We start from the raw sequence: 25,274 nt of genomic DNA, 5'->3' as shown, positions 1-25,274 counted from the left end.
GGGGGGCGGGGGGGGGGCGGGGGGCCGGCCGGGGGGCCGGCGGGGGGGTCCCCCCGCGCCGGGGGGGGCGGGCCGCCGCCCCGGGGGGGCGCCCCCCCCCCCCGGGGCGGCGTCCCCGGCACGAGCGGCGCCAGGTCACTGCCCGCCGGGAAGCTCCAGGGGCCTCTCGCCCAGCCGTTGGCGATCGTCCCGCTCTTCGTGGCCAACGCGGTCCGGGGCGCCGCATGCGCGATCGGGCTGCGCCGGGCGGCGTGGCATCCGGGGCTGAGAGCAGGGGCTTCCCGAGGACTCAGACGGGCACGGCCGGCGGTGGATGCGTACGGCTCCCACGGTGGCCGGAAGTAGAGGATAGGCTGCCCTAACCCGACGTTGGTCCGGAGTACTTCTGGAACGAACGCCGGTCCCGTGGCCGAGCCGGACGCCTCGCCGACCATCCGCACAGATCCCGGGAGTACGACCATGCAGCGCCTCACCGCAGACTCGGTGACCCTCGGCTACGACCAGCGGATCATCGCCGAGGGCCTCTCGGTCGAGATCCCCGACAACTCCTTCACCGTCATCGTCGGCCCCAACGCCTGCGGAAAATCGACCCTGCTGCGCGCTCTCTCCCGGATGCTGAAGCCGAGCGCCGGGGAGGTTCTGCTGGACGGGCAGTCCATCCACCGGATGCCCGCGAAGAAGGTCGCCAGGACGCTGGGCCTGCTGCCCCAGTCCTCAATAGCTCCGGACGGCATCACCGTCGCCGACCTCGTCTCACGCGGCCGCTACCCTCACCAGGGGCTGCTGCGCCAGTGGTCACCCGAGGACGAGCGGACAGTGAAGGAGTCCATGGAGTCGACCGGTGTCGGCGAACTCGCCGGCCGCTACGTCGACGAGCTGTCCGGCGGCCAGCGCCAGCGGGTCTGGATCGCCATGGCCCTCGCCCAGCAGACCCCGCTCCTGCTGCTCGACGAGCCGACGACGTATCTCGACATCCAGCACCAGATCGACGTACTCGACCTCTGTGCGGAACTGCACGAGACACAGGGCCGCACGCTCGTCGCCGTGCTGCACGACCTCAACCACGCGGCCCGGTACGCCACCCATCTCATCGCCATGCGGGAGGGCACGGTCGTCGCCGAGGGCGCGCCCGGCGACGTCGTCACCGCTCAGCTCGTGGAGGATGTCTTCGGGATGCGGTGCCAGGTCATCGACGACCCCGAGACGGGAACGCCGCTCGTGGTCCCCGCCGCCCGCAGAAAGCGCACGGCGGCCTCCGTCTGAGCGATGGGCTACAGCAGCGATTTGAGCTTCAGCAGATCGCGGAAGCCCGCCTCCAGCCGCACCCGGCCCGACCCCCAGGCCTTCGCGAAGTTCAGCTCGCCGTTGACCATGGACACCAGATCGTCCCCGGTCATCGCGAGCCGGATCTCGGCCTTCTCGCGCGGCGGGCCGTCATGGGTGTCCAGCACCCGGATCCGGCCGTTCTCCAGTCGTCCGGTGAACGTCGCGTCGAGATCCCTGATGTGGCAGCTCAGCGAGCGGTCGAGGCCGGCGGCGCCGCCCACGTCGCCGTCGGCCCCCGCCAGGTTGTCGGAAAGTGTGTCGAGTGCGCTGCGGCACTCCGCCATGGTCGCCATCGTCACCGACGGTACACCGGCCCTTCGGGGTAGCGTTCCCGCATGAGCGACTGGATGCCGGGGCAGGACACGGCGCAGCACGGTGAGGCGGACGAAGCGGACGCGGGACCTCCCGCGCCCTCCTTCGACCCCGCCCCTCCCACACCCCTCGGTGTCGCACGCACCCCCACGGGGCACGCCGGTGTCGACACCCGGCTGGAGCGGCTGGCCGACGTGGACCACCTCGCGGCGGACGGCCACACCGAGGTGTACGAGGATGTACACCGTGGGCTGCGCGACGAACTGACCGCGCTGGACGCACGGCCCGCACCCGCACCGACGCCCGCGCACGACAACAGGAGCTGAACGAGAAGTGGCAGGAGTGGCACGTCGCCGCCTCGACGCCGAGCTGGTACGCCGCAAGCTCGCCCGCTCGCGCGAGCACGCGAGCCAGCTGATCGCAGCGGGGCGGGTGACGGTCGGCAGGAACACCGCGACCAAGCCGGCCACCCAGGTCGAGACCAGCGCGGCCGTCGTCGTCCTCAAGGACGACAGCGACCCCGAGTACGTCTCGCGCGGCGGGCACAAACTCGCGGGGGCCCTCGCCGCCTTCGAGCCCCACGGCCTGAAGGTCCAGGGGCGGCGGGCACTGGACGCCGGGGCCTCGACCGGAGGCTTCACCGATGTGCTGCTGCGCGCCGGCGCGCGCCAGGTCGTGGCGGTGGACGTCGGCTACGGGCAGCTCGCCTGGTCCCTGCAGTCCGATGAACGCGTCACCGTCAAGGACCGCACCAACGTACGTGAGCTGACGCTGGAGCAGATCGACGGGGAGCCGGTGGACCTGGTGGTGGGAGACCTGTCGTTCATCCCGCTCGGCCTGGTGCTGCCCGCCCTCGCGCGCTGCGCCGCCCCTGACGCCGACCTGGTGCTGATGGTCAAGCCGCAGTTCGAGGTGGGCAAGGAGCGCCTCGGCAGTGGCGGTGTGGTCCGCAGCCCCGAGCTGCGGGCCGAAGCGGTACGGGAAGTGGCGCGCAGGGCCGGTCTGCTGGGCCTCGGTGTCCAGGGGGTCACGGCGAGCCCGCTGCCCGGCCCGTCGGGAAATGTCGAGTATTTTCTGTGGCTGCGGGCCGGCGCACCTGAGCTGGATCCCGCGGATGTCGACCGCGCAGTGGCGGAGGGGCCCCGTTGACAACGCATGCGGCACAACCCGGGAACGCGGAACGCACCGTCTTCCTGCTGGCGCACACCGGCAGACCGGCCGCGATCCGAAGCGCCGAGCTCGTCGTCCAGGGCCTGCTGCGGAACGGCCTCGGCGTCCGGGCGCTCGCCGCGGAGGCACAGGACCTGCCGCTGCCGGCGTCCGTGGTCACGGTCACGGACGCGACGACCGACGCCGTGGACGGCTGCGAACTCCTCATCGTGCTCGGCGGGGACGGGACGCTGCTGCGCGGAGCCGAGATCTCCCGCGCCTCCGGCGTGCCGATGCTCGGGGTCAACCTCGGACGGGTGGGATTCCTCGCCGAGGCCGAGCGTGACGACCTGGACCAGGTCGTCGACCGGGTCGTCACCCGCGCGTACACGGTCGAGGAGCGGATGACGCTCGACGTCCTCGTGCACAGCAACGGTGACATCGTGCACACCGACTGGGCGCTCAACGAGGCCGCCGTCCAGAAGGTCTCGCCCGAGCGGATGCTCGAGGTCGTCCTGGAGATCGACGGCCGCCCGGTGACCGGCTTCGGATGTGACGGGATCGTCTGCGCCACCCCGACCGGGTCGACCGCGTACGCCTTCTCGGCGGGAGGCCCCGTCGTCTGGCCGGAGGTCGAGGCCCTGCTCATGGTGCCGATCAGCGCCCACGCGCTGTTCGCGAAGCCGTTGGTGACCTCTCCCGACTCGGTGCTGGCCGTGGAGGTCCAGCCGCACACCCCGCACGGGGTGCTCTGGTGCGACGGCCGCCGGACCGTCGAGCTGCCCGCCGGGGCCAGGGTGGAGGTGCGGCGCGGCGCGGTGCCCGTACGGCTCGCGAGGCTGCACCAGGCGTCGTTCACCGACCGTCTCGTGGCCAAGTTCGCGCTGCCCGTACAGGGCTGGCGGGGCGCTCCGCACTGATTCCCCGGGCCGTCGTTCACACCCGCGTGAGTGAATCCGTGACCGGGGTCCGTCGCACACCGGGCTCCGGACCTCGTAAGGTCATGTCCGTGTTGGAGGAGATGCGGATACGGTCGCTCGGAGTCATCGACGACGCGGTGGTGGAGCTGTCACCCGGTTTCACCGCGGTGACGGGCGAGACCGGCGCGGGCAAGACCATGGTCGTCACCAGCCTCGGGCTGCTGCTGGGCGGGCGCGCCGACCCTGCCCTGGTGCGGGTCGGTGCCAAGGCCGCGGTCGTCGAGGGGCGGATCACGGTGTCCCGGGGCGACGCGGCGGCGGTACGCGCCGAGGAGGCCGGGGGAGAGATCGAGGACGGTGCGCTGATCATCAGCCGTACCGTTTCGGCGGAAGGGCGCTCCCGGGCACATCTCGGGGGGAGATCCGTGCCGGTGGGGCTGCTCGCCGAACTCGCCGACGAGCTCGTCGCCGTCCACGGCCAGACAGACCAGCAGGGACTGCTCAAGCCCGCACGGCAGCGACAGGCGCTGGACCGCTATGCCGGTGGGCGCGTGGACGGCCCGCACACCAAGTACGCGGCGGCCTACCGCCGGCTGCGCGCGGTCGTCACCGAACTCGACGAGCTGACCACCCGGGCCAGGGAGCGCGCCCAGGAAGCGGATCTGCTGCGCTTCGGCCTCGACGAGGTCGCCGCCGTCGAGCCGCTGCCCGGGGAGGACACCGAACTCGCCGCGGAAGCCGAGCGGCTCGGCCACGCCGAGGCGCTCGCCTCCGCCGCCGCCCTGGCCCACACGGCGCTCGCGGGGAATCCGGAGGACCCGGAAGGCGTGGACGCCACCACGGTGGTGGCGGCCGCCGGGCAGTCCCTGGACGCCGTACGGTCCCACGACCCCGCGCTGGCCGCGCTCGCCGACCGGATCGGGGAGATCTCGATCCTCCTCGCCGACGTGGCCGGGGAGCTCGCCGGATACGCCGACCAGCTCGACGCCGACCCGCTGCGGCTCGCCGCCGTGGAGGAGCGGCGTGCCGCGCTCACCGTGCTCACCCGGAAGTACGGCCAGGACATCACCTCCGTTCTCGCCTGGGCCGAGGACGGTGCCTCCCGGCTGACCGAACTGGAGGGCGACGACGACCGCATCGGTGAACTGACGGCGGAACGCGACGCACTCCGCGGCGAACTCTCCGTCCTCGGCCAGGAGCTGACCGACGCGCGCACGGAGGCGGCGGCGCGCTTCGCCGAGGCCGTCACCCAGGAGCTGGCGTCGCTCGCGATGCCGCACGCCCGGGTCTCCTTCGCCATCGGGCAGACCGAGGCGCCGGACGAGGCGTCCGGCATCGACATCGGCGGCCGGAGCGTGCTCTACGGGCCGTCCGGCGCCGACGAGGTGGAACTCCTGCTGGCGCCCCACCCCGGTGCCCAGCCCCGGCCGATCGCCAAGGGCGCCTCCGGGGGTGAGCTGTCCCGGGTGATGCTTGCCGTCGAGGTGGTCTTCGCGGGCTCCGATCCCGTGCCGACCTACCTCTTCGACGAGGTCGACGCGGGTGTCGGCGGCAAGGCGGCCGTCGAGGTCGGCCGGCGGCTGGCGAAGCTCGCCAAATCCGCGCAGGTCGTCGTGGTCACCCATCTGCCGCAGGTGGCCGCCTTCGCCGACCGGCAGCTGCTGGTCGAGAAGACGGTCGACGGATCGGTGACCAGGAGCGGCGTCACGGTTCTCGAAGGCGAGGACCGGGTTCGGGAGCTCTCCCGGATGCTCGCCGGGCAGGAGGACTCGGAGACCGCCAGGGCGCACGCCGAGGAGCTGCTGGAGACCGCGCGGGCGGACGGATAGCGGCCCACCGGCGTCAGTCTCGCGCCGCTCGCCTCACTCGTACGGGTGGGGCGGGCCGTCCCGCCGTCGACGCGAGGACGGGAACAACGTTTCGTCAGTCCCGGAACGTGCGTACGGACTGGCATCCTTGGCGCAGTACTCACCAACGACTCGGGATCCCCGGGAGCCAATCAAAGTGTCACAGCTGCGTACGGTCCAAGTCCTGGGCGGCGGCGCCGGAAGCAGCGCTCATGTCAGCTCGCTCGCCGCAGGTCTGGTCGCCAGAGGCGTGCAGGTCACGGTCTGCGCCCCGGCCGGCTCCGGCCGCGCCCACGGCCTTCCCGCGACGGGCGCCCGTTTCGTCGCGGTGCCCCGGCGCAGCGGCCCCGCCGCCGTCGCGGCCCTGCGCACCGCCTGCACCGGGGCGGACATCGTCCACGCCCACGGGCTGCACGCCGCCGTACGCGCCGGGATCGCGCTGAGCGGCCGGGGCATCCCGCTGGTCCTCACCTGGCACACCCGCGCCCATGCCGACGGTGCCCGGGGCAGGCTGCTGCGGCTGCTGGAGCGCAGGGCGGCCCGCGCCGCCGCCATCGTGCTGGGCACCTCGTGGGAGCTGGTCGACCGGGCCCGCCGCCGGGGCGCCAGGGACGCCAGGCTCGCACCTGCCGCGATCCCCGCGAGCCGCTACCCCGGCACCCAGGGCGACGGTAAGGCGCGCGCCGAACTGGGAGCGGTCGGAAGGCCGTTGCTGGTGTCGGTGGCGCAGCACGGCCACGAGATACTGCTGGACGCGGCCCGTGGGTGGCGCGCGCTGGACCCCGTGCCGCTGCTGGCCGTCGTGGGGGAGGGGCCCCGGGCCGGTGCCCTGCGGCGCCGCATCGCGGCGGAGGGACTGCCCGTCGTCATCGCCGGCGGTTCGGACGACATCGGTGAACTCCTCGCCGCAGCCGACATCGCCGTACTGTCCGGCCGCGGGGAGGGTGGGCCGCTCCTCGCCCAGGAGGCCCTGCGGCTCGGCATCCCGCTGGTCGCCGCCCGGGCCGACGGGCTGCCCGAACTCGTCGGCGAAGCGGCCGAACTGGTTCCGTACGGGGATGCCGAGAAGCTGTCCGAGGCCGTCGCGCGGCTCCTCGGTGACCCCCAGCGGCGGGAGCGGCTCGCCGACTCGGGACGCGCGCAGGCCGCGGGCTGGCCGACCGAGGACGACACGATCGCCCATGTGCTCTCCGTCTACGACGAGTTGGCGCAGCCCCTGACGGCAGCCCGCGGCTGATCCCTCAGCGGGTGTGGCGGCGGGCGCGCAGGGCCAGGCTCAGCGCGAGCACCGACTCCGGGTCGTCCAGGTCGGTGCCGAGCAGCTCGCCGATGCGGGCCAGCCGGTTGTAGAGCGTCTGCCGGTTCAGATGCAGGTCGCGTGCGGCCTCCGCCTTGCGGCCGGCGTGGGCGAGGTACGCCTCCAGCGTGGGCAGCAGCGCGGGACGCGACGTCCGGTCGTGCTCGCGCAGCGGCCCGATCGCCCGGTCCACGAAGGACGCCAGGTCCGGATGGTCCCGCAGCCGCCACAGCAGCAGATCGATGTCCAGGCCGCGCGCGTCGTACCAGGGGCGTTCCCCGAGCCCCCGCGCGGCCGTCGCCGCCTCCGCCGCGTGCCGCAGTCCCGCGCCCGCCGCCGCCCAGTCGCCCGCGGTACCGACCACCACGACGACCGGCGTACGGTCCCCGGCCCGTTCCAGGCCGGCCCGCCCCGCTCCGGCCCGCAGCGCGGTCGCCACCCGGTCGGCGAGCGCGGCCCGGGTGGTCCCCGGGCGCAGCGCCAGCAGCAGCGGGACCCTGCCCTCCACCGGGCGCACCCCCACCAGCACCGGCGCGCCCACCGCCGCGAGCTCCTCCGTCACGGCACGGGCCAGCAGCGCCCAGCTGCCCGACGGCGCCGACTCGGGCGCGAGCCTCATCACCACCGGCAGCAGCGGGTCCCCGCCGGGCCGGAAGCCCAGCACACCGGCCTGCGCGGGAGCGTCCTCGGGAGCGATCCGGCCCTCGGCCAGATCAGTGAGGAAGTCGCCGCGTCCCCGCGCCGCCACCTCGTCCTCCTGACGTGCCTGCATCAGCACGACCGCCAGGATGCCCGCCGCCCGCTCGGCCGCCATCCGGTGCACCGTCACCAGCGGGCCCGACACCGCGAGCAGCACCAGCCGGGCCCGTACGGAACCGGCCCCCTGGCCGCCTCCTGGCACCTCCACCAGGACCGTGCCGGACGGTGGCGCCTCACGGGCTCCGCGCGCCCCGCGCAGCCCCTCCCAGACCTGCAGCGGATCGGCACCCACCGGCCCGGTCCCGGTCGTCCCCGCGGCGAACAGCAGCCGGCCGTCCGGAGTCTCCAGGAAGACCGGGTTCGCGGCGAAGTCCGCCAGGATCCCCAGGACCTGCGGCACCCCGCCGCCGCCGAGCACCGCCTGCGTGCACCGCCGGTGGACCTCCTCCGCCCGCTGGAGCAGGGCGTAGTGGCCGTTGACGATCTCGGTGTGGATCTCCTCGGTCACCGCCACGAACGGCACCTCGCGGTGCAGCTGGACGAGCGGCAGCCCCGCCGTCCGCGCCGCCTCCACGATCACCGTGGGCAGCCGGCCGAAACGCGGCCCGAGCTCCACGACCAGGGCGGCGATGCCGCGGTCGGCCAGCTTGCGCACGAAGACGCGCTGGTCGGCGGGGCGGGAACCGATGCCGAGCCCCGTCGTGAGCAGCAGCTCCCCGCCCTTGAGGAGGGCGGGGAGGTTCGGCGCCTCACCGGCGTGCACCCAGCGCACCGTGCGGTCCAGCCGGTCCTCGCAGGTCAGCACCTCCGGGAGCCCGCCACGCAGCCCGGGCAGCTCCAGCGCCCGCCGCACGGTGATCCCGCCCTCTGTCTCCACCGGCTCAGGCCTCGTGCTTCCTTCGGTGCGCGTCCGCGCTCGTGCCTCGTGTACGAGGGGCGCGATCGCCCCGGTCAGGAAGTTACCGGCCCAGCCCCCGTCACGTCACACCTCGGCCACGGCCGGCCTGACGTTGTGGTTCAGGTGGAACACGTTGTCCGGGTCGTAGCGTGCCTTGACGCGGGACAGCCGCTCGTAGGCCTGCTCCCCGAAGCCCGCGACGACCCGCTCCTGGCCCTCCCGCCCGATGAAGTTGAGATAGACCGCGCCGCTCGCCCACGGCATGACCGCCCCGCGTACCCGGCGCACCCACTCCCTGCCCTGCTCGTCGTCCGCCTCGCTCTCCCAGACGCCGAACGGATGCACCGCCCACGGGGAGGAGCGCCAGGGCAGCGGATGGCCGGCGGGTCCCCGGGCCACCGCGCCGCCCATCGGGAACAGCACATGCTGCGAACCTGAGGGAACGGGCATGGTGGCGGCGCCGGCGCAGAAGGCGGCCGTGGCCTCGTCGGGAAGGCTGTCCAGATACTCCGCCGACCAGTAGTTCCGCATGCCGGGCGGGTCGTCGAGCATGCACTGGAGGTCCGCGTACGGAATCGCGGTGATCACGTCCGCCTCACGCTCCAGCGCCAGCAGGGGAGCCGCCACGTCGCGCAGCTCCGCCTCCGTACCGGCGCAGGTGACCAGGACCGCGCACACGAGGTGCCCCACCAGGTCCTCGGGCACCCACTCCTCGGGCGGCCCGGTGATGTAGAGGCAGGCGCCGCCGGCGGCGTCCGGGGCGGACTCCATCACGTCCCGGTACGTACGGACCGCTTCCGGGCCGTTCTCGGGGCGGAGGAGGAGCAGCGCCATGCTCATCGCCGGCAGGTCGTGCAGCCGCAGCGTCAGGGAGGTGACCACCCCGAAATTCCCGCCGCCGCCGTGCAGGGCCCAGAAGAGCTCCGGATTCTCGTCCGCGCTCGCGTGTACGGTGCCGCCGTCGGCCGTCACCACCTCGGCGGCCAGCAGATTGTCACAGGCCAGTCCGAAGGCGCGCTCCAGCCACCCCGAACCGCCTCCCAGCGTGAAGCCGCCCACGCCCGTGGTGGAGACCCGCCCGCCCGTGGTCGCCAGGGCGTACGGCTGGGTGGCCCGGTCCAGGTCGCTCATCGTGGCTCCGCCGCCGACGCGGACCGAGCGCGCGTCCCGGTCGACCTCCACCGCACGCAGCCGGCGCAGGTCGATCACCAGACCGCCCTCGCTCAGGGCCATCCCCGCGACGCTGTGGCCGCCCCCGCGCACGGCGACCTCCAGGTCCTCGTCGCGTGCGAAGCGGAGCGCCCGCGCGACATCCGCCTCGGAGGCGCACTGGGCGACCACCGCGGGTCTGCGGTCGATCATGCTGTTGAAGACGGTACGGGCCTCGTCGTAACCCGGGTCGCCGGGGACGTGGACCGCGCCGGCGAAACCGGCCGAGGAGCGGAGACCGGTCGGCGCGGCGTCCGGCGCCGGGGTGCGGGGAGTCATCGGGTGCCCCCTTCGCAGAGCGTGACAGGGCCCTTCCATCGTAGGTCCGGCCGTGGAAGCCGGCCGGACCGCAGAGCCCGTCACACCCTCGGTGTAGGTTCCGGCGAGCCGTGTCCTCTGGAGCTGCAGTGACCTGCACTTTCAGGCCGGATTCCGCGGTCGTGCCAGTGACACAGTCCCGCTTTCGTGTCATTTTCCTCAGCGAACGGAAGAGCCAACGGCCGCTCACTGATGGCGGCTCCAGTCGGCGGACCTCGGCCCGTGACGCCGCAGCCGCTGGTCATTGACCTGAACCTCTAGATGAGGCCAGGCTGTGGCCAGGCGCGAAAGATCGGCATCCTCCGGCAGGGGCACCGAACCCAGCGACTCGTCCGGCTTGAAATGGGCCGGCGTCCCGGTCGTGCCATCGACCTCGACGGGTTCAAGGTCACTGACGGGAACGCCGTGTTCGTAGCGCTGGGTCCAGGCCCCATTGAGGCGACGGTTGGTATGGACTAGGGCGTGTCCTGTAGGTCGGCACGCAGCCATAACACGATGGCGGCGATGATGATTTCTGAGCGGTAGTAGCTGCGTTCCGGGCTGGTGAGCGCGATCCCGCGAGCTCAACAATCGACCGGCTCCGCTGATCGACATCCACGCCGTTTGAACAGAGTCCCGATTTCACCCACCTCGCCAGACCGCGCGGGGTTACACCGAGTGACCGGCCTCGAACGTCGAAACGATGCCGCCGACCGCAGATCGGCAGGTCCGATCTGTCCGAGCATCGGTGCCGTTCCCATTCCCGGCTTCCCAGCGTCGTGCGCGCATAACGCTAGGCTGACCGGCAAAAGAGACACTCATTCATGCGATCACGAAAACCACGCGCGATCCTCGCTGCCGCGTTCTTTGCGGCGGTGACTGCGGTGGTGCTCACCAGACGTTACCGGCCGGCGCTCAAGATGACGGGGCTTCGCAACCCGGTACCCGGCCGGCGGTTATGGGTGTCGGCAGGCTGGCCGTCACAGCCGTGTCCACCAGCGGACTCCAGTTGACCGCCAACGAGCGTGAACGCATCTCGAAGTCCATCGCGGCGGTTACCACCGATTCCGATATCGGTGCTGCGCTCACCGTTCGGCGCCGTCGGTCGCCGGCGCGACTGAGCCGTCCACCGCGTGCACCAGAGCCTGGTAGAGCAGATGCGGGCCGGCGCCGCTGTAACCCCCCGCCGAACAGGTGCCTGAGGAGAAGTGTCGCCGTTATCATTGACCGGTGATAGGCAACCTTGAGTCGTTTCAGGACGAGCTGGCCGCCAGCGGGTTTCCGCCGCTGGTCAACAAGCTGGCCGGGGCCGGCTTCCGGGGCGGGATCGCCACCCGTGACCTCGGGCCGCTGCGGCTGGTCTCCCTCGACACGCCCGAGAGCGCCTGCATCGGGCGGGAGCGCGACGCCACCGACGGCGAGAACCTGGCGGTCAAGGTGATGACCCGGGGCCGGACGCGGATCGAGCAAGGGCGCGGCGACGCCGAACTCGGGCCGACCGACCTGGTACTGCTCGATCCCACGCGTACGCTCCGGTTCGAGAGCACCGCCGCGGCGCACGTCACCATCCTGGTTCCGCGCCGGGAGCTTCGGATCCGGCCCGCGCAGATCGACCGGCTCATCGGCGTACGCATCGACGGCAGCCACGGCCCGGGCGCTCTCGTCTCCGTGCTGGCCCGGGAGTCGGCGTGGTCGGTGACCGAGTTCCGCGAGGCGGAGGCGCTGCGGTCGGCGGCGGCCATCGTCGAGCTGATCGCGGTCGCCCTGGAGGCCCGGCTCGGCGACGAACAACCGGCCCCGGACGAGTGGCTGCGGAGCCGGATCGCCGGCTACATCGAGACCCGGCTGGCCGATCCCGATCTGTCCCCGCCCGGCATCGCCGCCACCCACAACATATCCGTACGCCGGCTGCACAAGCTCTTCGAGGACCAGCCGCTCACCGTCGCGGCCCTGGTCCGCCGTCGCCGCCTGGAGCGCTGCCGGGCCGAGCTGACCGGAAGCGGACGTACGGTCACCGCCGTGGCCGCCCGGTGGGGATTCTCCGATCCCACCCATTTCAGCAAGCTCTTCAAGGCGACGTACGGCTACAACGCCCGTGCACTGGTAACCAGCAACCGTGCACAGACGACCAAGACGCGCACAGCCGGCCCGGACAAGGATGGTGGTGACCAAGACAGGCAATAGTAAGAGGAGAAGTCGTGGCGAAGGTAAACATCGTCCGCCCCGGTGAGGGCGAGATCCTCGGCAGCGGGGCGCAGCAGATCCGCATCCTGGAGAACGGCGAGCACACCGACCACCGGCTGGGGTTCGCCGAGGTCACCATTCCGCCGGGCACCCCGAGCCCGTTGCAGCATCGCCACGCCCAGCATGACGAGGGCTTCTACGTGCTGGCGGGAACTTTCCGGTTCACCGTCGGCGAGGACCAATACGACGCCGGGCCGGGCACCTGGGTCATCGTGCCGACCGGGGCGCCGCACACGTTCGCCAACGTCGGCGACGAGAACGCGGTCATGCTGAACACCTTCACGCCGGACCTGTATGTGCAGTACTTCCGCGACTTCAAGGCCATGATCGATTCCGGGCAGCCAGTCAACGCCGAGACCATGCAACCGCTCTGGAAGAACTACGCCACCGAGATCTCGAACGAATACGCCTCGTGAAGCGCCTTCAATACGACCGCTACGGCGGCCCGGAGGTGATGCGGCTCGCTGAGTTCGAGCCACCACGCCCGGGTCCGGATGAGGTTCTCGTCCGCGTCCGAGCGGCGGCTTCCAACGCGCTGGACTGGAAGATGCGCAACGGCGAGATGAAGTTGATGACCGGTCGCTCCTTTCCCCGGGCGATGGGGCACGACTTCGCCGGAGTCGTCGAGGCAGTCGGCGCCGGCGTCACCCGCTTGAAGGCCGGCGACGCGGTACTCGGCGGGGCTCGTTTCCGGCAGGCGGGGGCGTTCGCCGAGATGGTGACGGTCCCGGAGAAGGCGGTCGTGCTCAAACCGGTGGACCTTTCGTACGAGCAGGCCGCCGCGCTGCCGACCGTGGGCGTGACCGCCTACCAGGCCACGGCGGAGGTCCGTCCCGGGCAGGCGGTCTTCGTCAACGGGTGCCTGGGCGGGGTGGGCCGGGCCGCCGTCCAGTTTGCCCGGGCGCGGGGAGCCTCGGTCGCCGGCAGTTGCCGCAACCCTGCGGCTGACGAGGCCCACGAGCTCGGCGTCGAGCCGGTCGTGGGTTTCGGCTTCGACCCGGCCGCCCTCGCGGAACGGTTCGATCTCGTCCTCGACACGCCCGGCATGCTTCCCTTCGCCGCGGCCCGAACGCTGCTGAAGCCCGGCGGAACCATCGTCGACATCGTCCCAACCCCGGCCAAAATGATCAGAAGCGCACTGCCCGGCCCGTTCCGGGCGATGATGGGCCGACCGGTGACCGCCGACCTGGAGGAGGTGGCCCGGACCCTGCGCCTGCCCATCGCCCGTACGGTCCCGTTGGCCGAGGCGATTCCCGCCCTGACGGAGCTGGAGCGCGAGCAGCGCCCGAAGGGCGGCAAACTGGTCATCGTCATGGCCGGAAGCTAAGCCGGGCCGAGCTCGGGCGTGTCCTGTAGGTCGGCACACAGCCATCCTTGGTTCCGTGGCCCCGTGGCGTGGATCGCTGCGACTACGGCTTCACCGATCTGGGTCAGTTTCATCGGTGATGCCGTGGTTGTACGAGTGAGAAGTGGGTGTCCGATCTCGCGACGCAGTCTTCCAACTCTCGTGATCAGGGCCGTGTGGTGGGTTCCGAGTGCTTCGGCGGCTTCCTTGAGCGTTCGATAGCGGGACACTGCGGCAAACTCGCGGAGGCGGTCCCATGCGCCGGGCCCCGTGAAGGCAGGACGGAGGATTTCCGGTGCCTCTCTGGCCTGAGCGGCCAACTGCGCAAGTTCGGGGCGGGTGTGTCCGTTCACCTTGGTCACGGGGATGCCGTGCAGCTTGGCCCTTCGGGTCATGGTCGTGGGGCAGACGGCATTTTCTCACGCCCGCTTCGGAAGTCATGATGGCCGGGCAGTGATCCGCTGACGAGCTGAGTCCCAGACCTCCTCGAACTCCTCGGAAGTCAGCTGCTCCGGATCATGGCCTTCCCACTCCGAGACGGGCAGTTCTGCTGTGATCCCGAACCTGCTGTCGTACTCGTCGAGGCGGCCTGCGTCGTAGGCCCGCTGCCATTCCGCGAGGGAGGCTGCTGCGACCGGGGTCAGCGCAGGCCCTTCGAGCTCGATCTGCCGGGTCACCCAGCCTTCGGTGTCGACCTCGAAGTAGAACCAGACGTCTTCCTCGTCCCAATGGCAGCGCATCCATGTCGTCACCAGCCCATGATGGCGGAGCCCAAGCCCACGAAACCGGCGATAGGCAGGATGCTGGCCAACCTCCAGCGCGGGAACGCGCACCTGGTCCTGGAACGCGTGGAGGAGGGTATGGAGGGCAGCTGGTACGTCCAGGTACTGCTGAGCGACGACAACACGTACCAACTCGAATTCCGGGACGGCGTCGCGGCCGAGCACTATCAGACTCGGACCATCTTCCAGGAGAAGGTGCAGACCGCCATGCTCGGCTGGGCAGCCAACAAGGCGGACTGGAAGAACGGCTTCATGTGGAACAACATCGGCTCGCAGTTCGGAGCAGAAGACGCTCAGCAGCCGGGCTGACTCGACTTGCTTGTCTCACGGCCGCTTCATAAGTGCAGCCGATATGAAGCGGAGCGTGAGACTGCGCAGCGAAATCTGAGACCCTACAAGAACAGGAGGCATGAATCCCGCTAACATGTCGGATCCGACACGGCTACGACATCTCCGCGTGGTATCCGACACGGGAAACGGGATCCCACAGCAGGAGCGGAGACCGGTCGGCGCGGCGTCCGGCGCCGGGGTGCGGGGAGTCATCGGGTGCCCCCTTCGCAGAGCGTGACAGGGCCCTTCCATCGTAGGTCCGGCCGTGGAAGCCGGCCGGACCGCAGAGCCCGTCACACCCTCGGGTCAGCCGACGTACGCTCCGCTGGCCGTGAGCCTCAGCGCCGTGTCGATCAGCGGCACATGGCTGAACGCCTGCGGGAAGTTGCCCACCTGGCGCTGGAGCCCGGAGTCCCACTCCTCCGCCAGCAGACCCAGGTCGTTGCGGAGGGACAGCAGCTTCTCGAAGAGCCGGCGGGCCTCGTCGACCCGGCCGATCATCGCCAGGTCGTCCGCCAGCCAGAACGAGCACGCCAGGAACGCGCCCTCGTCACCTTCCAGGCCGTCGACGCCGGCGTCGTCACCCTCGGTGGGGTAGCGCAGGACGAAGCCGTCCTCCGTGGACAGCTCGCGCTGGATCGCCTCGATCGTGCCGATGACCCGCTTGTCGTCGGGAGGCAGGAAGCCCATCTGCGGGATCAGCAGCAGGGACGCGTCGAGCTCCTGCGATCCGTAGGACTGGGTGAAGGTGTTGCGCTCGGGGTCGTAGCCACGCTCGCAGACATCACGGTGGATGTCGTCGCGCAGCTGGAGCCACCGCTCCAGCGGTCCCTCCACGTCCCCGGACTCGATCAGCTTGATCGTGCGGTCGACGGCGACCCAGGCCATCACCTTGGAGTGCACGAAGTGCCGGCGCGGCCCGCGCACCTCCCAGATGCCCTCGTCCGGCTCGTCCCAGTGCTTCTCCAGATAGCTGATCAGCTTGAGCTGGAGGCCCATCGCGTAGTCGTTGCGGGTCAGCCCCGTCATGTGCGCCAGGTGCAGCGCCTCGGTGACCTCGCCGTACACATCCAGCTGGAGCTGGTTCGCCGCACCGTTGCCGACCCGGACCGGGCCGGAGTTCTCGTAGCCGGGCAGCCAGTCCAGCTCCGCCTCGCCGAGCTCACGCTCGCCCGCGATGCCGTACATGATCTGCAGGTTCTCCGGGTCGCCCGCGACGGCCCGCAGCAGCCACTCGCGCCAGGCGCGGGCCTCCTCGCGGTATCCGGTGCGCAGCAGGGAGGAGAGCGTGATCGCCGCGTCCCGCAGCCAGGTGTAGCGGTAGTCCCAGTTCCGCGAGCCGCCGATGTCCTCCGGCAGGGAGGTGGTCGGCGCGGCCACGATGCCGCCGGTCGGCGCGTAGGTGAGCGCCTTCAGAGTGATCAGCGAGCGGACGACGGCCTCCCGGTACGGGCCGTGGTACGTGCACTGCTCGACCCACTCGCGCCAGAAGTTCTCCGTCGCCTCCAGGGAAGACTCCGGCTCCGGCACGCTCGGCGGCTCGTGGTGCGAGGGCTGCCAGCTGATGGTGAACGCGATCCGGTCCCCGGGGGCCACGGTGAAGTCGGAGTAGGTCGTCAGGTTCCGGCCGTACGTCTCCGCGTCCGTGTCCAGCCAGACCGAGTCGGGGCCCGCGACGGCGACCGTACGGTCGCCGACCTTGTGCACCCAGGGAGTGACTCGTCCGTAGCTGAAACGCATCCGGAGCTCGGAGCGCATCGGCACCCTGCCGCTCACGCCCTCCACGATGCGGATCAGCTGGGGGGCACCGTCACGCGGTGGCATGAAATCGGTCACGCGGACCGTCCCGCGGGGGGTGTCCCACTCCGATTCCAGGACGAGCGAGTCGCCGCGGTAGCGACGACGGTCGGCCGCCGGAGGCTCCGCCCCTTCGGGGCGGGCGGGTCCGAGCCGCCAGAATCCGTTCTCCTCCGTGCCGAGAAGTCCGGCGAAAATCGCGTGTGAGTCGAAGCGGGGCAGGCACAGCCAGTCTGCCGTGCCGTCCCGGCAGACCAGGGCTGCGGTCTGCATGTCTCCGATGAGTGCGTAATCCTCGATGCGCCCGGCCACGTGCGTCTCCAGTCGAACGGCCATGTCGCCCCGAAGGGCGCTTACTGCTGGTCAAGGGGTCGTTGTAGTAGAACCGACGAGCTCTTGCACGGGTGAGCGGGCTGGGGTGGAGCCGCTGGGCCGGCCAACTCGGCAGCGAGTGTCCGAGCAGGATACGACGCACCTGGGGGTTCCGCGCGACTGTCCACCAGTTGTCCGTCGCCTGTCATCGGCGAATGGGTGGGACCTGAAACGGACGTGATGATCTTGTGCCCGTACCGGGGAGGCATGGCTGGAAGCGGCCTCCCTTCGTCGCTGATACCCTGGTAGCCCGTGGACCGGTGGTCGTTCCGACAGTGGACGAGGCCCCCGAACCGCAGCGACGGCGCCTCCGGAATTCTCCGGAAGGCACACCGGTACGCACCTCACGATCGCGACCACGGGAGCCCCCTTTGGCTATGCAGCCCACATCCACGACGACCAAGCACATCTTCGTCACCGGGGGTGTCGCCTCCTCCCTCGGCAAGGGTCTGACTGCCTCCAGCCTGGGTGCCCTGCTCAAGGCACGTGGCCTGCGGGTCACCATGCAGAAGCTCGACCCCTACCTCAACGTCGACCCCGGCACGATGAACCCCTTCCAGCACGGTGAGGTGTTCGTCACCAACGACGGCGCCGAGACCGACCTGGACATCGGCCACTACGAGCGCTTCCTCGACGTCGACCTCGACGGTTCGGCCAACGTCACGACCGGCCAGGTCTACAACACCGTGATCGCCAAGGAGCGGCGCGGCGAGTACCTCGGTGACACCGTCCAGGTCATCCCGCACATCACCAACGAGATCAAGCACCGCATCCGCCGCATGGCGACCGACGACGTGGACGTCGTCATCACCGAGGTCGGCGGCACGGTCGGCGACATCGAGTCGCTGCCCTTCCTGGAGACGGTCCGCCAGGTCCGCCACGAGGTCGGCCGCGACAACGTCTTCGTCGTGCACATCTCGCTGCTGCCCTACATCGGCCCGTCCGGCGAGCTGAAGACCAAGCCCACCCAGCACTCCGTCGCCGCCCTGCGCAACATCGGTATCCAGCCGGACGCCATCGTGCTGCGCGCCGACCGCGAGGTCCCGACCGCCATCAAGCGCAAGATCTCGCTGATGTGCGACGTCGACGAGACCGCGGTGGTGGCCTGCCCGGACGCACGGTCGATCTACGACATCCCCAAGGTGCTGCACACCGAGGGCCTGGACGCCTACGTCGTCCGCAAGCTCGACCTGCCGTTCCGCGACGTCGACTGGACGACCTGGGACGACCTGCTGGACCGCGTCCACAACCCCGACCACGAGGTCACCGTCGCCCTGGTCGGCAAGTACATCGACCTGCCCGACGCCTACCTCTCGGTCACCGAGGCCATCAGGGCCGGCGGCTTCGCGAACAAGGCCCGTGTCAAGGTCAAGTGGGTCGCCTCCGACGACTGCAAGACCCCGGCGGGCGCCCAGCAGCAGCTCGGTGACGTCGACGCGGTCTGCATCCCCGGCGGCTTCGGCGAGCGCGGTGTGGTCGGCAAGGTCGGCGCCATCCAGTACGCCCGCGAGAACAAGGTGCCGCTGCTCGGCCTCTGCCTCGGCCTCCAGTGCATCGTGATCGAGGCCGCGCGGAATCTCGCCGGGATCCCCGACGCCAACTCCACGGAGTTCGACGCCGCCACGGGCCACCCCGTCATCTCGACGATGGAGGAGCAGCTCGCGTACGTCGAGGGTGCGGGCGACCTGGGCGGCACGATGCGGCTCGGCCTGTACCCGGCCAAGCTCGCAGAGGGCTCCCTGGTCCGCGAGGCCTACGCCGACGAGCCGTACGTCGAGGAGCGCCACCGCCACCGCTACGAGGTCAACAACGGCTACCGCGCGGAGCTCGAGAAGAAGGCCGGACTGGTCTTCTCCGGCACCTCCCCGGACAACAAGCTCGTCGAGTACGTCGAGTACGCGCGTGAGATCCACCCCTACCTGGTCGCCACCCAGGCGCACCCGGAGCTGCGCTCCCGCCCGACCCGCCCCCACCCGCTCTTCGCCGGCCTGGTGAAGGCCGCGGTGGAGCGCAAGGTCGCCGCGCAGGGGACAGCCGTCGACGCGTAAGGCGATACCGTTGACCGGGGTACGGATCCTTGACGGGATGCGTGCCCCGGTTTCTGTTTGTTCGTGGGAGGACGTACATGGGTTTCCAGGACACGCCCGAGGAATGGCAGGTCACCGCCACGGTGACCCCCTTCACCGGTAACAAGACCAGCGTCCGTACCGACGACGTCGTGATGCCCGACGGAAGCGTCCACAGCCGCGACTACCAGGTCCACCCCGGCTCGGTGGCCGTACTCGCGCTCGACGCGGACGGCCGGGTGGTCGTCCTGCGGCAGTACCGGCACCCGGTGCGTCACAAGCTGTGGGAGATCCCGGCGGGGCTGCTCGACATCCCCGGCGAGAACCCGCTGCACGCCGCGCAGCGCGAGCTCTACGAGGAAGCGCACGTCAAGGCCGAGGACTGGCGGGTGCTGACCGACGTCTACACCACTCCCGGCGGCTGCGACGAAGCCGTGCGTGTCTTCCTCGCCCGGGACCTCTCCGAGGCCGAGGGCGAACGCTTCGAGGTCGCCGAGGAGGAGGCCGACATGGAGCAGGCGCGGGTGCCTCTCGACGAGCTGGTGCGGGGCGTGCTCGCGGGCGACCTGCACAACAACTGCCTGGTCGTGGGCGTTCTGTCGCTCACCGCGGTGCTCGCGGGTGACGGTGTGGACTCGCTGCGACCCGCCGAGGCGCCCTGGCCGGCCCGCCCGTTCGAGGCCTGACCACGGTCCGTCCGGCACGGCCGTCCTGGCCGTGCCGGTCCGTACTCGTCGGGGCGGGCCGGTATTGGTCCGCCCGGCACCTGTCCGCCCCGCACCGGTTCGATCGTGGGCCGATCGTACGAAACGTTGATCCGATCGGGGGACGTGTCCGCCGCGCTCGGCCGTGATCGTCAGTACCACTGAACTACGCTCGAAAGGCCCCGACCGGACTTCCGGCGGGCAACCGCGTGCAGCGAAGTGGAGCGTGGCCCGTGACCGATCAGGCGGTGGACACCAGCGGCCCGGCCGACGTGGCGGGGACGGCGGGAGCCAAGAAGCCGCCGGATGTGACTCCACGTCAGTTCTTCGGCCGCGAGCGAGAGTTGAAAGCCCTTCAGGAAGACATCGAGCGGGCGGGACTGGACACCCTGGCGGGCCGCAAAGCGGCTCGCGCGCGGGTCCTCCTGATCGCCGGCCGGCCCGGATCCGGACGCACCGCACTCGCCTCCGAACTGGCCCGCCGCCTCGCGGAACCCGGTGACTACCCCGACGGAGTGTTCCGGGTCCCGCTCACCGAACCCGGGGGTGAGCGCGTCCCCCCGGAGCGCACCGCACGCGCGCTCCTGGACCTGCTCTCCGTCACCGCCCCGCCCGGAGCGGACGAGGACGAGCTCTCCGAGATGGTCCGCGAGGCGTTCGCCGTACGCCGCGCCCTGATCCTCCTCGACGACGCCGTGGACGCCGAGCAGGTCGACCCGCTGCTGCCGGACAACCCCGACTGCCTGGTCGTCGCCACCGCGACGGGGCCCCTCACCGGAATCCCCGGCGTCCGCCCCTGCACCATCGGCGGGCTGGACGCGGGCTCCGGGGTGCAGCTGCTCGCCCGCGCCATCGGCCAGGTACGCATCACGGTCGACCCGCGGACCGCCGAGACGCTCACGGAGGAGTGCGGAGGGCAGCCCGCCGCCCTGACCCTGGTCGCGGGGTGGCTCGCGGCCCGGCCGGGCGCGTCGGTCGCCGATGTCGCCAAGCAGCTGCGCGACCAGCGGGACGAACCCGAACAGCGTTCCGGCGACAGTCCGTTGGCCCGCGCCTTCCGGCTGGTCCATGAGGCGCTGCCGCCTGCGGCCGCCGGGATACTGCGGCTGCTCGCCCTGGCGCCGGCCGGTCTGGCCGACGCGCACACCGCCTCGGCGCTGGCCGGGTGCTCCGTGTCCGCCGCCCAGACGACCCTGGACGACTTCGTCCGGTTCGGGCTGCTCAGGTCGAACGGTGCCGGCCTGCCGCAGTACGAGGTCCCCGGCTGCCTCGCCCCGCTGATCCGCGCCGCGCTGGAGGAGCGGGAACGGCCCGCCGAGATCCAGCTCGCCCGGGCCAGGATGCTGGAGAGGACCGTGCGCCGGCTCCAGGCCTGCCGTGCGGTCACCGATCCCGAGGACTCCCCGGCCCGCCGCCGCCTCGCCGGACTGCCGCGCTCGCTGCGCTTCCCCAATCCGGAGTCGGCCGCCGAGTGGCTGCGGATCCGCGAACCGTCGCTGCTGGCCTCCGCCCGTGCCGCCGTGCGCGAAGGAGACCTGGACACCCTCGCCCGCCGGCTGGTGGCCGCCCTCGTCCGCGCCCTCGCCGCGCACCGGGGCACCGAGGACGCCGCCCCCGTGCTGTACGGGCTGCACGGCCTGGTCCTCGATGTGGCGGAGCGCCGGGACCTGCCCAGGGAGAAGGCCGCCGCCCTCCTCAACCTCGCCGACCTGGACGCCAGGACCGGCCGTACGCGGGCGGCGCTGGCCCGCTACCGGGCGGCGCTGGACGCCGGACGCGCGGCGAACGACCTCTACGCGACCGGCAGGGCGATGGAATCCGCAGGCGGCGCCTACGCCGAGCTCGGGGACTTCAACCGGGCCTCCGACTGGTACGGCCGGGCGCTCGCGCAGCGGCTCACACAGGGGGAGCGGGCCGACGAGGCACGGCTGTACGGCCGGCTCGGAGCGGTCCACACATACGCGGGCCGCTACGGCGAGGCGCTGCGCAACTGGCGCGCGGCCGCGGCCGGCCACCGCAGGCTCGGGGACCTCCCGGCCCAGGCGCGCGCGCTCAGCGAGGCCGCGCGGGTGCAGGAGTACGCGGGCAGGCCCCAGGAGTCGCTGCACACCTGCCGGGAGGCGGTCGACCTGGCGCGCAGGGCGGGCGACCTGCGTCTTCAGGCCGCGCTGGAGCTCAGGCTGGCGGACACCCTGGACCGGCTCGGTGATCCCGCGGCGGCCCGGCTGCACCGGGCGACGGCCGACAGACTGCTGGCCGAGAAGGGCCCGACCTGCGAAATCCGTAGTGCTTCGATCAAAAGTTAATGCTTTGTAAGGCTGGACAGCGAGAAGTCCTTCATTAATGATGGCTCTGCCGCGTATCCCTGCGGTGTTTCCCTCTATGCTTGGTTCATACGGGTATATCCCGCTGTGTCCGAGCGATTCTCCGAGCCAAGGACCGTGATCGACGTGAAGGTCGGCATCCCCCGCGAAGTCAAGAACAACGAGTTCCGGGTGGCGATCACCCCTGCCGGAGTGCATGAGCTCGTCCGTCACGGCCACCAGGTCCTTGTCGAGCAGCACGCCGGCGAGGGATCCTCCATCCCGGACGAGGAGTACGTCGCAGCCGGAGCGCGGATCGTGCCCACCGCCGACGAGGTCTGGGCCGCCGCCGACCTTCTGCTCAAGGTGAAGGAGCCGGTCGCCGAGGAGTACCACCGCCTCCGCAAGGGCCAGACGCTCTTCACGTACCTGCACCTCGCCGCCTCACGCGCATGCACGGACGCCCTGCTGGAGTCGGGCACGACCGCCATCGCTTACGAGACCGTCGAGACCGCGAACCGCGCGCTGCCGCTGCTCGCCCCGATGTCGGAGGTCGCCGGCCGCCTCGCCCCGCAGGTCGGCGCGTACCACCTGATGCGCTCGGTCGGCGGGCGCGGTGTGCTTCCCGGCGGCGTCCCCGGCACGGGGTCGGCCAGGGCCGTCGTCATCGGCGGCGGGGTCTCCGGCTGGAACGCCACCCAGATCGCCGTCGGGCTCGGCTTCCACGTCACGCTGCTCGACAAGGACATCAACAAGCTGCGCGAGGCCGACAAGGTCTTCGGCACGAAGGTCCGGACGGTCGTCTCCAACGCCCTCGAGCTCGAGAAGGCCGTCGTCGAGGCCGACCTCGTCGTGGGCGCCGTGCTGATCCCGGGAGCGAAGGCGCCGAAGCTGGTCACCAACGAGCTCGTCGCCAAGATGAAGCCCGGAAGTGTTCTTGTCGACATTGCGATCGACCAGGGAGGCTGCTTCGAGGACTCGCATCCGACGACGCACGCCGAGCCGACCTTCATGGTCCACAACTCGGTCTTCTACTGCGTCGCGAACATGCCGGGCGCGGTGCCGAACACGTCCACCTACGCGCTCACGAACGCCACGCTGCCCTACATCCTGGAGCTCGCGAACCAGGGCTGGGCCGATGCCCTGCGCCGTGACGCCGCCCTCGCCAGGGGCCTCAACACCCATGACGGCCAGGTGGTTTACCGCGAGGTGGCCGAGGCCCACGGTCTTGACCACGTCGAACTGAGTGCGCTTCTCGGCTGAGCGGTCAACCCTCTCCGTCAACCTCACGCGTCCGGCCGGACCTTGCCCAGCAAGGTCCGGCCGGACGTATGAGACGGCCCGGATCAACCCGCCGGAGAGATAACCCTCTACCCGTTTTGCACCCCCGCGAAAGGTGCGCCCCGGGCGCTCCACGCTCTTGACAGAGGGGTGTTCGATTGCCGACACACAGGGCCGGGTCCGGCGGATTGTGTTGCTGCGAACCGGTGACACGCCATAGAGTCGCCAATCGTCGGCATGGTGCCACGCTGACCTATCGATAAGTTTCCTGGTCACATCCAAGGAGGTAAGACGACTTGTGAATGAGTCGACAATTACTCCCGGGGGTGGTCAACCAGGGATGCCTGCACGGGGTCTGAGCCCGATCGGACTCGAAGCTGTCGGCTCCGTCGCTGTCCGCACCTTCGCCACCCACCAGCACATGACGACAGCCCCCCAGACGATGGACGGCCTACACGTGAACGCCATGGCCGGCAACGAAAGTGGCCGAGAGACCTCCCACTTCGCCGACTTCGCCGAGGTGCCCGAGGGGCACTTCTACGACCCCGATGCCGAATACGAGCCCGATCCGGAGTACGCGGCCACGCTCGCGCCCGACGCCGCCCGCCAGCGCCGCGAGCGGATCGGCCCGACCGGCCGGCCGCTGCCGTACTTCCCGATTCCCGGTCCCCTGACCGACCACGGCCCCGCGAAGATCATCGCGATGTGCAACCAGAAGGGCGGCGTCGGCAAGACCACGTCGACCATCAACCTGGGTGCCGCGCTCGCGGAGTACGGCCGACGCGTCCTGCTCGTCGACTTCGACCCGCAGGGAGCCCTGTCGGTCGGCCTCGGGGTCAACCCGATGGAGCTCGACCTCACCGTCTACAACCTGCTCATGGAGCGGGGCATGGTGGCGGACGACGTCCTGCTGAAGACGGCCGTGCCCAACATGGATCTGCTCCCCAGCAACATCGACCTCTCGGCCGCCGAGGTGCAGCTGGTGAGCGAGGTGGCCCGGGAGTCGACGCTTCAGCGCGCCCTCAAGCCGCTGATGGCCGACTACGACTACATCGTGATCGACTGTCAGCCCTCGCTCGGTCTGCTCACCGTGAACGCCCTCACGGCGGCTCACAAGGTGATAGTCCCGCTCGAGTGCGAGTTCTTCGCGCTGCGCGGTGTGGCACTGCTCACCGAGACGATCGAGAAGGTCCAGGAGAGGCTCAACCCGGAGCTCGAGCTGGACGGCATCCTGGCCACGATGTACGACTCCCGCACGGTGCACAGCCGTGAGGTGCTCGCGCGTGTCGTCGAGGCCTTCGACGAGCACGTCTACCACACCGTCATCGGACGTACGGTGCGCTTCCCGGAGACCACGGTCGCCGGTGAGCCCATCACCACGTACGCGTCGAACTCCGTCGGTGCCGCCGCCTATCGCCAGCTCGCCAGGGAGGTGCTCGCCCGGTGTCACGCCGAGTGAGTCTGCCGGGGGCCGACGAGCTGTTCCGTACCACCGGGGGCATGGGCCTCCAGGGCTCGTCCGCCGCCGAGCGGCGACGCAAGGCGAACGGCGAGGCGCGGGTCCCCGCGCCTGCCGGAGGAGGCGATCCTGCCCCGGCGGACACCGGCCGCGGCGGCGCTCCGGGCAGTGGCGACCCCTCCGCGGGTGCGTCCCGGGAGGAGCACTCCGCGGCGGACTCCGACGGCGGCGGCTCGCGCAGCCGCGCCGACGGGGACGACCGGGGCGCGGCAGCCCCGCCCAGGGCCCGTACCGTCCCTCCCCAGGAGGGGCCCGCGCCCACCACCGTCCAGCCGCAGCGCGGACGCGGGGGCGGGCGGGGAGCGAACCGCAGGCCCAGTGGCCGGGAACGCCATGACGAGAAGATCACCGTCTATGTGTCGGCCGAGGAACTGATGGACCTCGAGCACGCGCGCCTCGTGCTGCGCGGCGAGCACGGACTGGCCGTCGACCGCGGGCGCATCGTCCGGGAAGCGGTCGCCGTGGTGCTGGCCGACCTGGAGTCGCGCGGCGACGCGAGCATCCTCGTCCGGAGGCTGCGGGGCCGCTGAACGGCGTCGCGCCGGTAGCCTGCCGGGGGAGGGCCGTCGTGCGGACG

Annotated in this window: 22 protein-coding genes; 16 read left to right on the top strand and 6 right to left on the bottom strand. The window is 71.1% G+C overall.

Translation table 11 applies throughout. From position 1 onward, the window contains the following. Positions 1-459: 459 nt before the first annotated feature. Positions 460-1,263, top strand: coding sequence for an ABC transporter ATP-binding protein (locus ACIREO_RS18660; RefSeq protein WP_404111036.1), 804 nt, complete (start codon positions 460-462; stop codon positions 1,261-1,263). An 8-nt stretch (positions 1,264-1,271) separates the two neighbouring features. On the opposite strand, the gene ACIREO_RS18655 is transcribed toward ACIREO_RS18660, so the two are convergent. Further along, positions 1,272-1,619, bottom strand: coding sequence for an SCP2 sterol-binding domain-containing protein (locus ACIREO_RS18655; protein WP_404111033.1), 348 nt, complete (start codon positions 1,617-1,619; stop codon positions 1,272-1,274). Positions 1,620-1,661: 42 nt separating this feature from the next. Between ACIREO_RS18655 and ACIREO_RS18650 the strand changes: the two genes are divergently transcribed. From ACIREO_RS18650 to ACIREO_RS18630, 5 genes are all read left to right on the top strand, one after another. Then, positions 1,662-1,964 (top strand): hypothetical protein, encoded by a 303-nt coding sequence (locus ACIREO_RS18650; protein WP_404111030.1) that lies wholly within the window; start codon positions 1,662-1,664, stop codon positions 1,962-1,964. Positions 1,965-1,971: 7 nt separating this feature from the next. Then, the gene (locus ACIREO_RS18645) at positions 1,972-2,787 is read left to right on the top strand and encodes a TlyA family RNA methyltransferase (protein ID WP_404111027.1); all 816 of its coding nucleotides are present in this window, start codon (positions 1,972-1,974) and stop codon (positions 2,785-2,787) included. Beyond that, positions 2,784-3,707, top strand: a complete 924-nt coding sequence (locus ACIREO_RS18640; protein ID WP_404111024.1) for an NAD kinase — start codon at positions 2,784-2,786, stop codon at positions 3,705-3,707. The genes ACIREO_RS18645 and ACIREO_RS18640 overlap by 4 nt, the downstream gene beginning before the upstream one ends. Positions 3,708-3,790: 83 nt before the next feature. After that, the gene (recN, locus tag ACIREO_RS18635; protein ID WP_404111021.1) at positions 3,791-5,536 is read left to right on the top strand and encodes a DNA repair protein RecN; all 1,746 of its coding nucleotides are present in this window, start codon (positions 3,791-3,793) and stop codon (positions 5,534-5,536) included. 175 nt (positions 5,537-5,711) lie between these two features. Further along, positions 5,712-6,791, top strand: coding sequence for a glycosyltransferase family 4 protein (locus ACIREO_RS18630; RefSeq protein WP_404111018.1), 1,080 nt, complete (start codon positions 5,712-5,714; stop codon positions 6,789-6,791). Between the two features lie 4 nt (positions 6,792-6,795). On the opposite strand, the gene ACIREO_RS18625 is transcribed toward ACIREO_RS18630, so the two are convergent. Further along, positions 6,796-8,427 carry a PucR family transcriptional regulator gene (locus tag ACIREO_RS18625; RefSeq protein ID WP_404111015.1) on the bottom strand — a complete coding sequence of 544 codons (1,632 nt, stop codon included), beginning with the start codon at positions 8,425-8,427 and terminating at the stop codon, positions 6,796-6,798. 105 nt (positions 8,428-8,532) lie between these two features. Further along, on the bottom strand, positions 8,533-9,936 hold the full coding sequence (locus ACIREO_RS18620) for an FAD-binding oxidoreductase (RefSeq protein WP_404111012.1): 1,404 nt from the start codon (positions 9,934-9,936) through the stop codon (positions 8,533-8,535). Positions 9,937-11,184: 1,248 nt separating this feature from the next. Here ACIREO_RS18620 and ACIREO_RS18615 point away from each other — a divergent pair. From ACIREO_RS18615 to ACIREO_RS18605, 3 genes are read left to right on the top strand one after another with little or no spacing between them, the layout of a single operon-like run. After that, on the top strand, positions 11,185-12,138 hold the full coding sequence (locus tag ACIREO_RS18615) for a helix-turn-helix domain-containing protein (protein WP_404111009.1): 954 nt from the start codon (positions 11,185-11,187) through the stop codon (positions 12,136-12,138). A 14-nt stretch (positions 12,139-12,152) separates the two neighbouring features. Next, positions 12,153-12,614 (top strand): cupin domain-containing protein, encoded by a 462-nt coding sequence (locus ACIREO_RS18610; protein WP_024494953.1) that lies wholly within the window; start codon positions 12,153-12,155, stop codon positions 12,612-12,614. Continuing rightward, a complete protein-coding gene (locus ACIREO_RS18605) occupies positions 12,611-13,525 on the top strand; it encodes an NADP-dependent oxidoreductase (protein ID WP_404111006.1) in 915 nt (304 codons plus the stop codon). Before ACIREO_RS18610 ends, ACIREO_RS18605 begins: the two co-directional genes overlap by 4 nt. Here the strand turns inward: ACIREO_RS18605 and ACIREO_RS18600 are convergent. Further along, entirely contained in the window at positions 13,522-13,938 is a 417-nt protein-coding gene (locus ACIREO_RS18600; RefSeq protein WP_363073354.1) for a LysR family transcriptional regulator, read from the bottom strand. The genes ACIREO_RS18605 and ACIREO_RS18600 overlap by 4 nt on opposite strands. Positions 13,939-13,980: 42 nt before the next feature. After that, positions 13,981-14,283 (bottom strand): hypothetical protein, encoded by a 303-nt coding sequence (locus tag ACIREO_RS18595; RefSeq protein WP_363073374.1) that lies wholly within the window; start codon positions 14,281-14,283, stop codon positions 13,981-13,983. A 21-nt stretch (positions 14,284-14,304) separates the two neighbouring features. On the opposite strand from ACIREO_RS18595, the gene ACIREO_RS18590 reads away from it, so the two are divergent. Further along, positions 14,305-14,634, top strand: coding sequence for a hypothetical protein (locus ACIREO_RS18590; RefSeq protein ID WP_404111003.1), 330 nt, complete (start codon positions 14,305-14,307; stop codon positions 14,632-14,634). Positions 14,635-14,961: 327 nt separating this feature from the next. On the opposite strand, the gene ACIREO_RS18585 is transcribed toward ACIREO_RS18590, so the two are convergent. Next, a complete protein-coding gene (locus tag ACIREO_RS18585; RefSeq protein ID WP_404111098.1) occupies positions 14,962-16,764 on the bottom strand; it encodes a glycoside hydrolase family 15 protein in 1,803 nt (600 codons plus the stop codon). Between the two features lie 437 nt (positions 16,765-17,201). Between ACIREO_RS18585 and ACIREO_RS18580 the strand changes: the two genes are divergently transcribed. The 6 genes from ACIREO_RS18580 to ACIREO_RS18555 all read left to right on the top strand — a co-directional run bounded on the left by ACIREO_RS18580 (position 17,202) and on the right by ACIREO_RS18555 (position 25,227). Beyond that, positions 17,202-18,872, top strand: coding sequence for a CTP synthase (locus ACIREO_RS18580; protein WP_404111000.1), 1,671 nt, complete (start codon positions 17,202-17,204; stop codon positions 18,870-18,872). 77 nt (positions 18,873-18,949) lie between these two features. Further along, the gene (locus tag ACIREO_RS18575) at positions 18,950-19,576 is read left to right on the top strand and encodes an NUDIX domain-containing protein (protein ID WP_404110997.1); all 627 of its coding nucleotides are present in this window, start codon (positions 18,950-18,952) and stop codon (positions 19,574-19,576) included. A gap of 251 nt (positions 19,577-19,827) precedes the next feature. After that, a complete protein-coding gene (locus ACIREO_RS18570; protein ID WP_404110994.1) occupies positions 19,828-21,900 on the top strand; it encodes a tetratricopeptide repeat protein in 2,073 nt (690 codons plus the stop codon). Positions 21,901-22,044: 144 nt separating this feature from the next. After that, positions 22,045-23,160: an alanine dehydrogenase gene (gene ald, locus ACIREO_RS18565; protein ID WP_404111095.1), complete on the top strand. Its 1,116-nt coding sequence runs from the start codon at positions 22,045-22,047 to the stop codon at positions 23,158-23,160. Between the two features lie 358 nt (positions 23,161-23,518). Then, entirely contained in the window at positions 23,519-24,637 is a 1,119-nt protein-coding gene (locus tag ACIREO_RS18560; protein WP_404110991.1) for a ParA family protein, read from the top strand. Next, positions 24,634-25,227 carry a hypothetical protein gene (locus ACIREO_RS18555; protein WP_404111092.1) on the top strand — a complete coding sequence of 198 codons (594 nt, stop codon included), beginning with the start codon at positions 24,634-24,636 and terminating at the stop codon, positions 25,225-25,227. Before ACIREO_RS18560 ends, ACIREO_RS18555 begins: the two co-directional genes overlap by 4 nt. The last annotated feature ends 47 nt before the right edge of the window (positions 25,228-25,274 follow it).

The organism is Streptomyces sp. NPDC102441 (assembly GCF_044765585.1).
Classification (GTDB): Bacteria; Actinomycetota; Actinomycetes; order Streptomycetales; family Streptomycetaceae; genus Streptomyces.
Note: the sequence above shows the minus strand (reverse complement) of the source record. Positions and strands in the feature narration are given on the sequence as shown.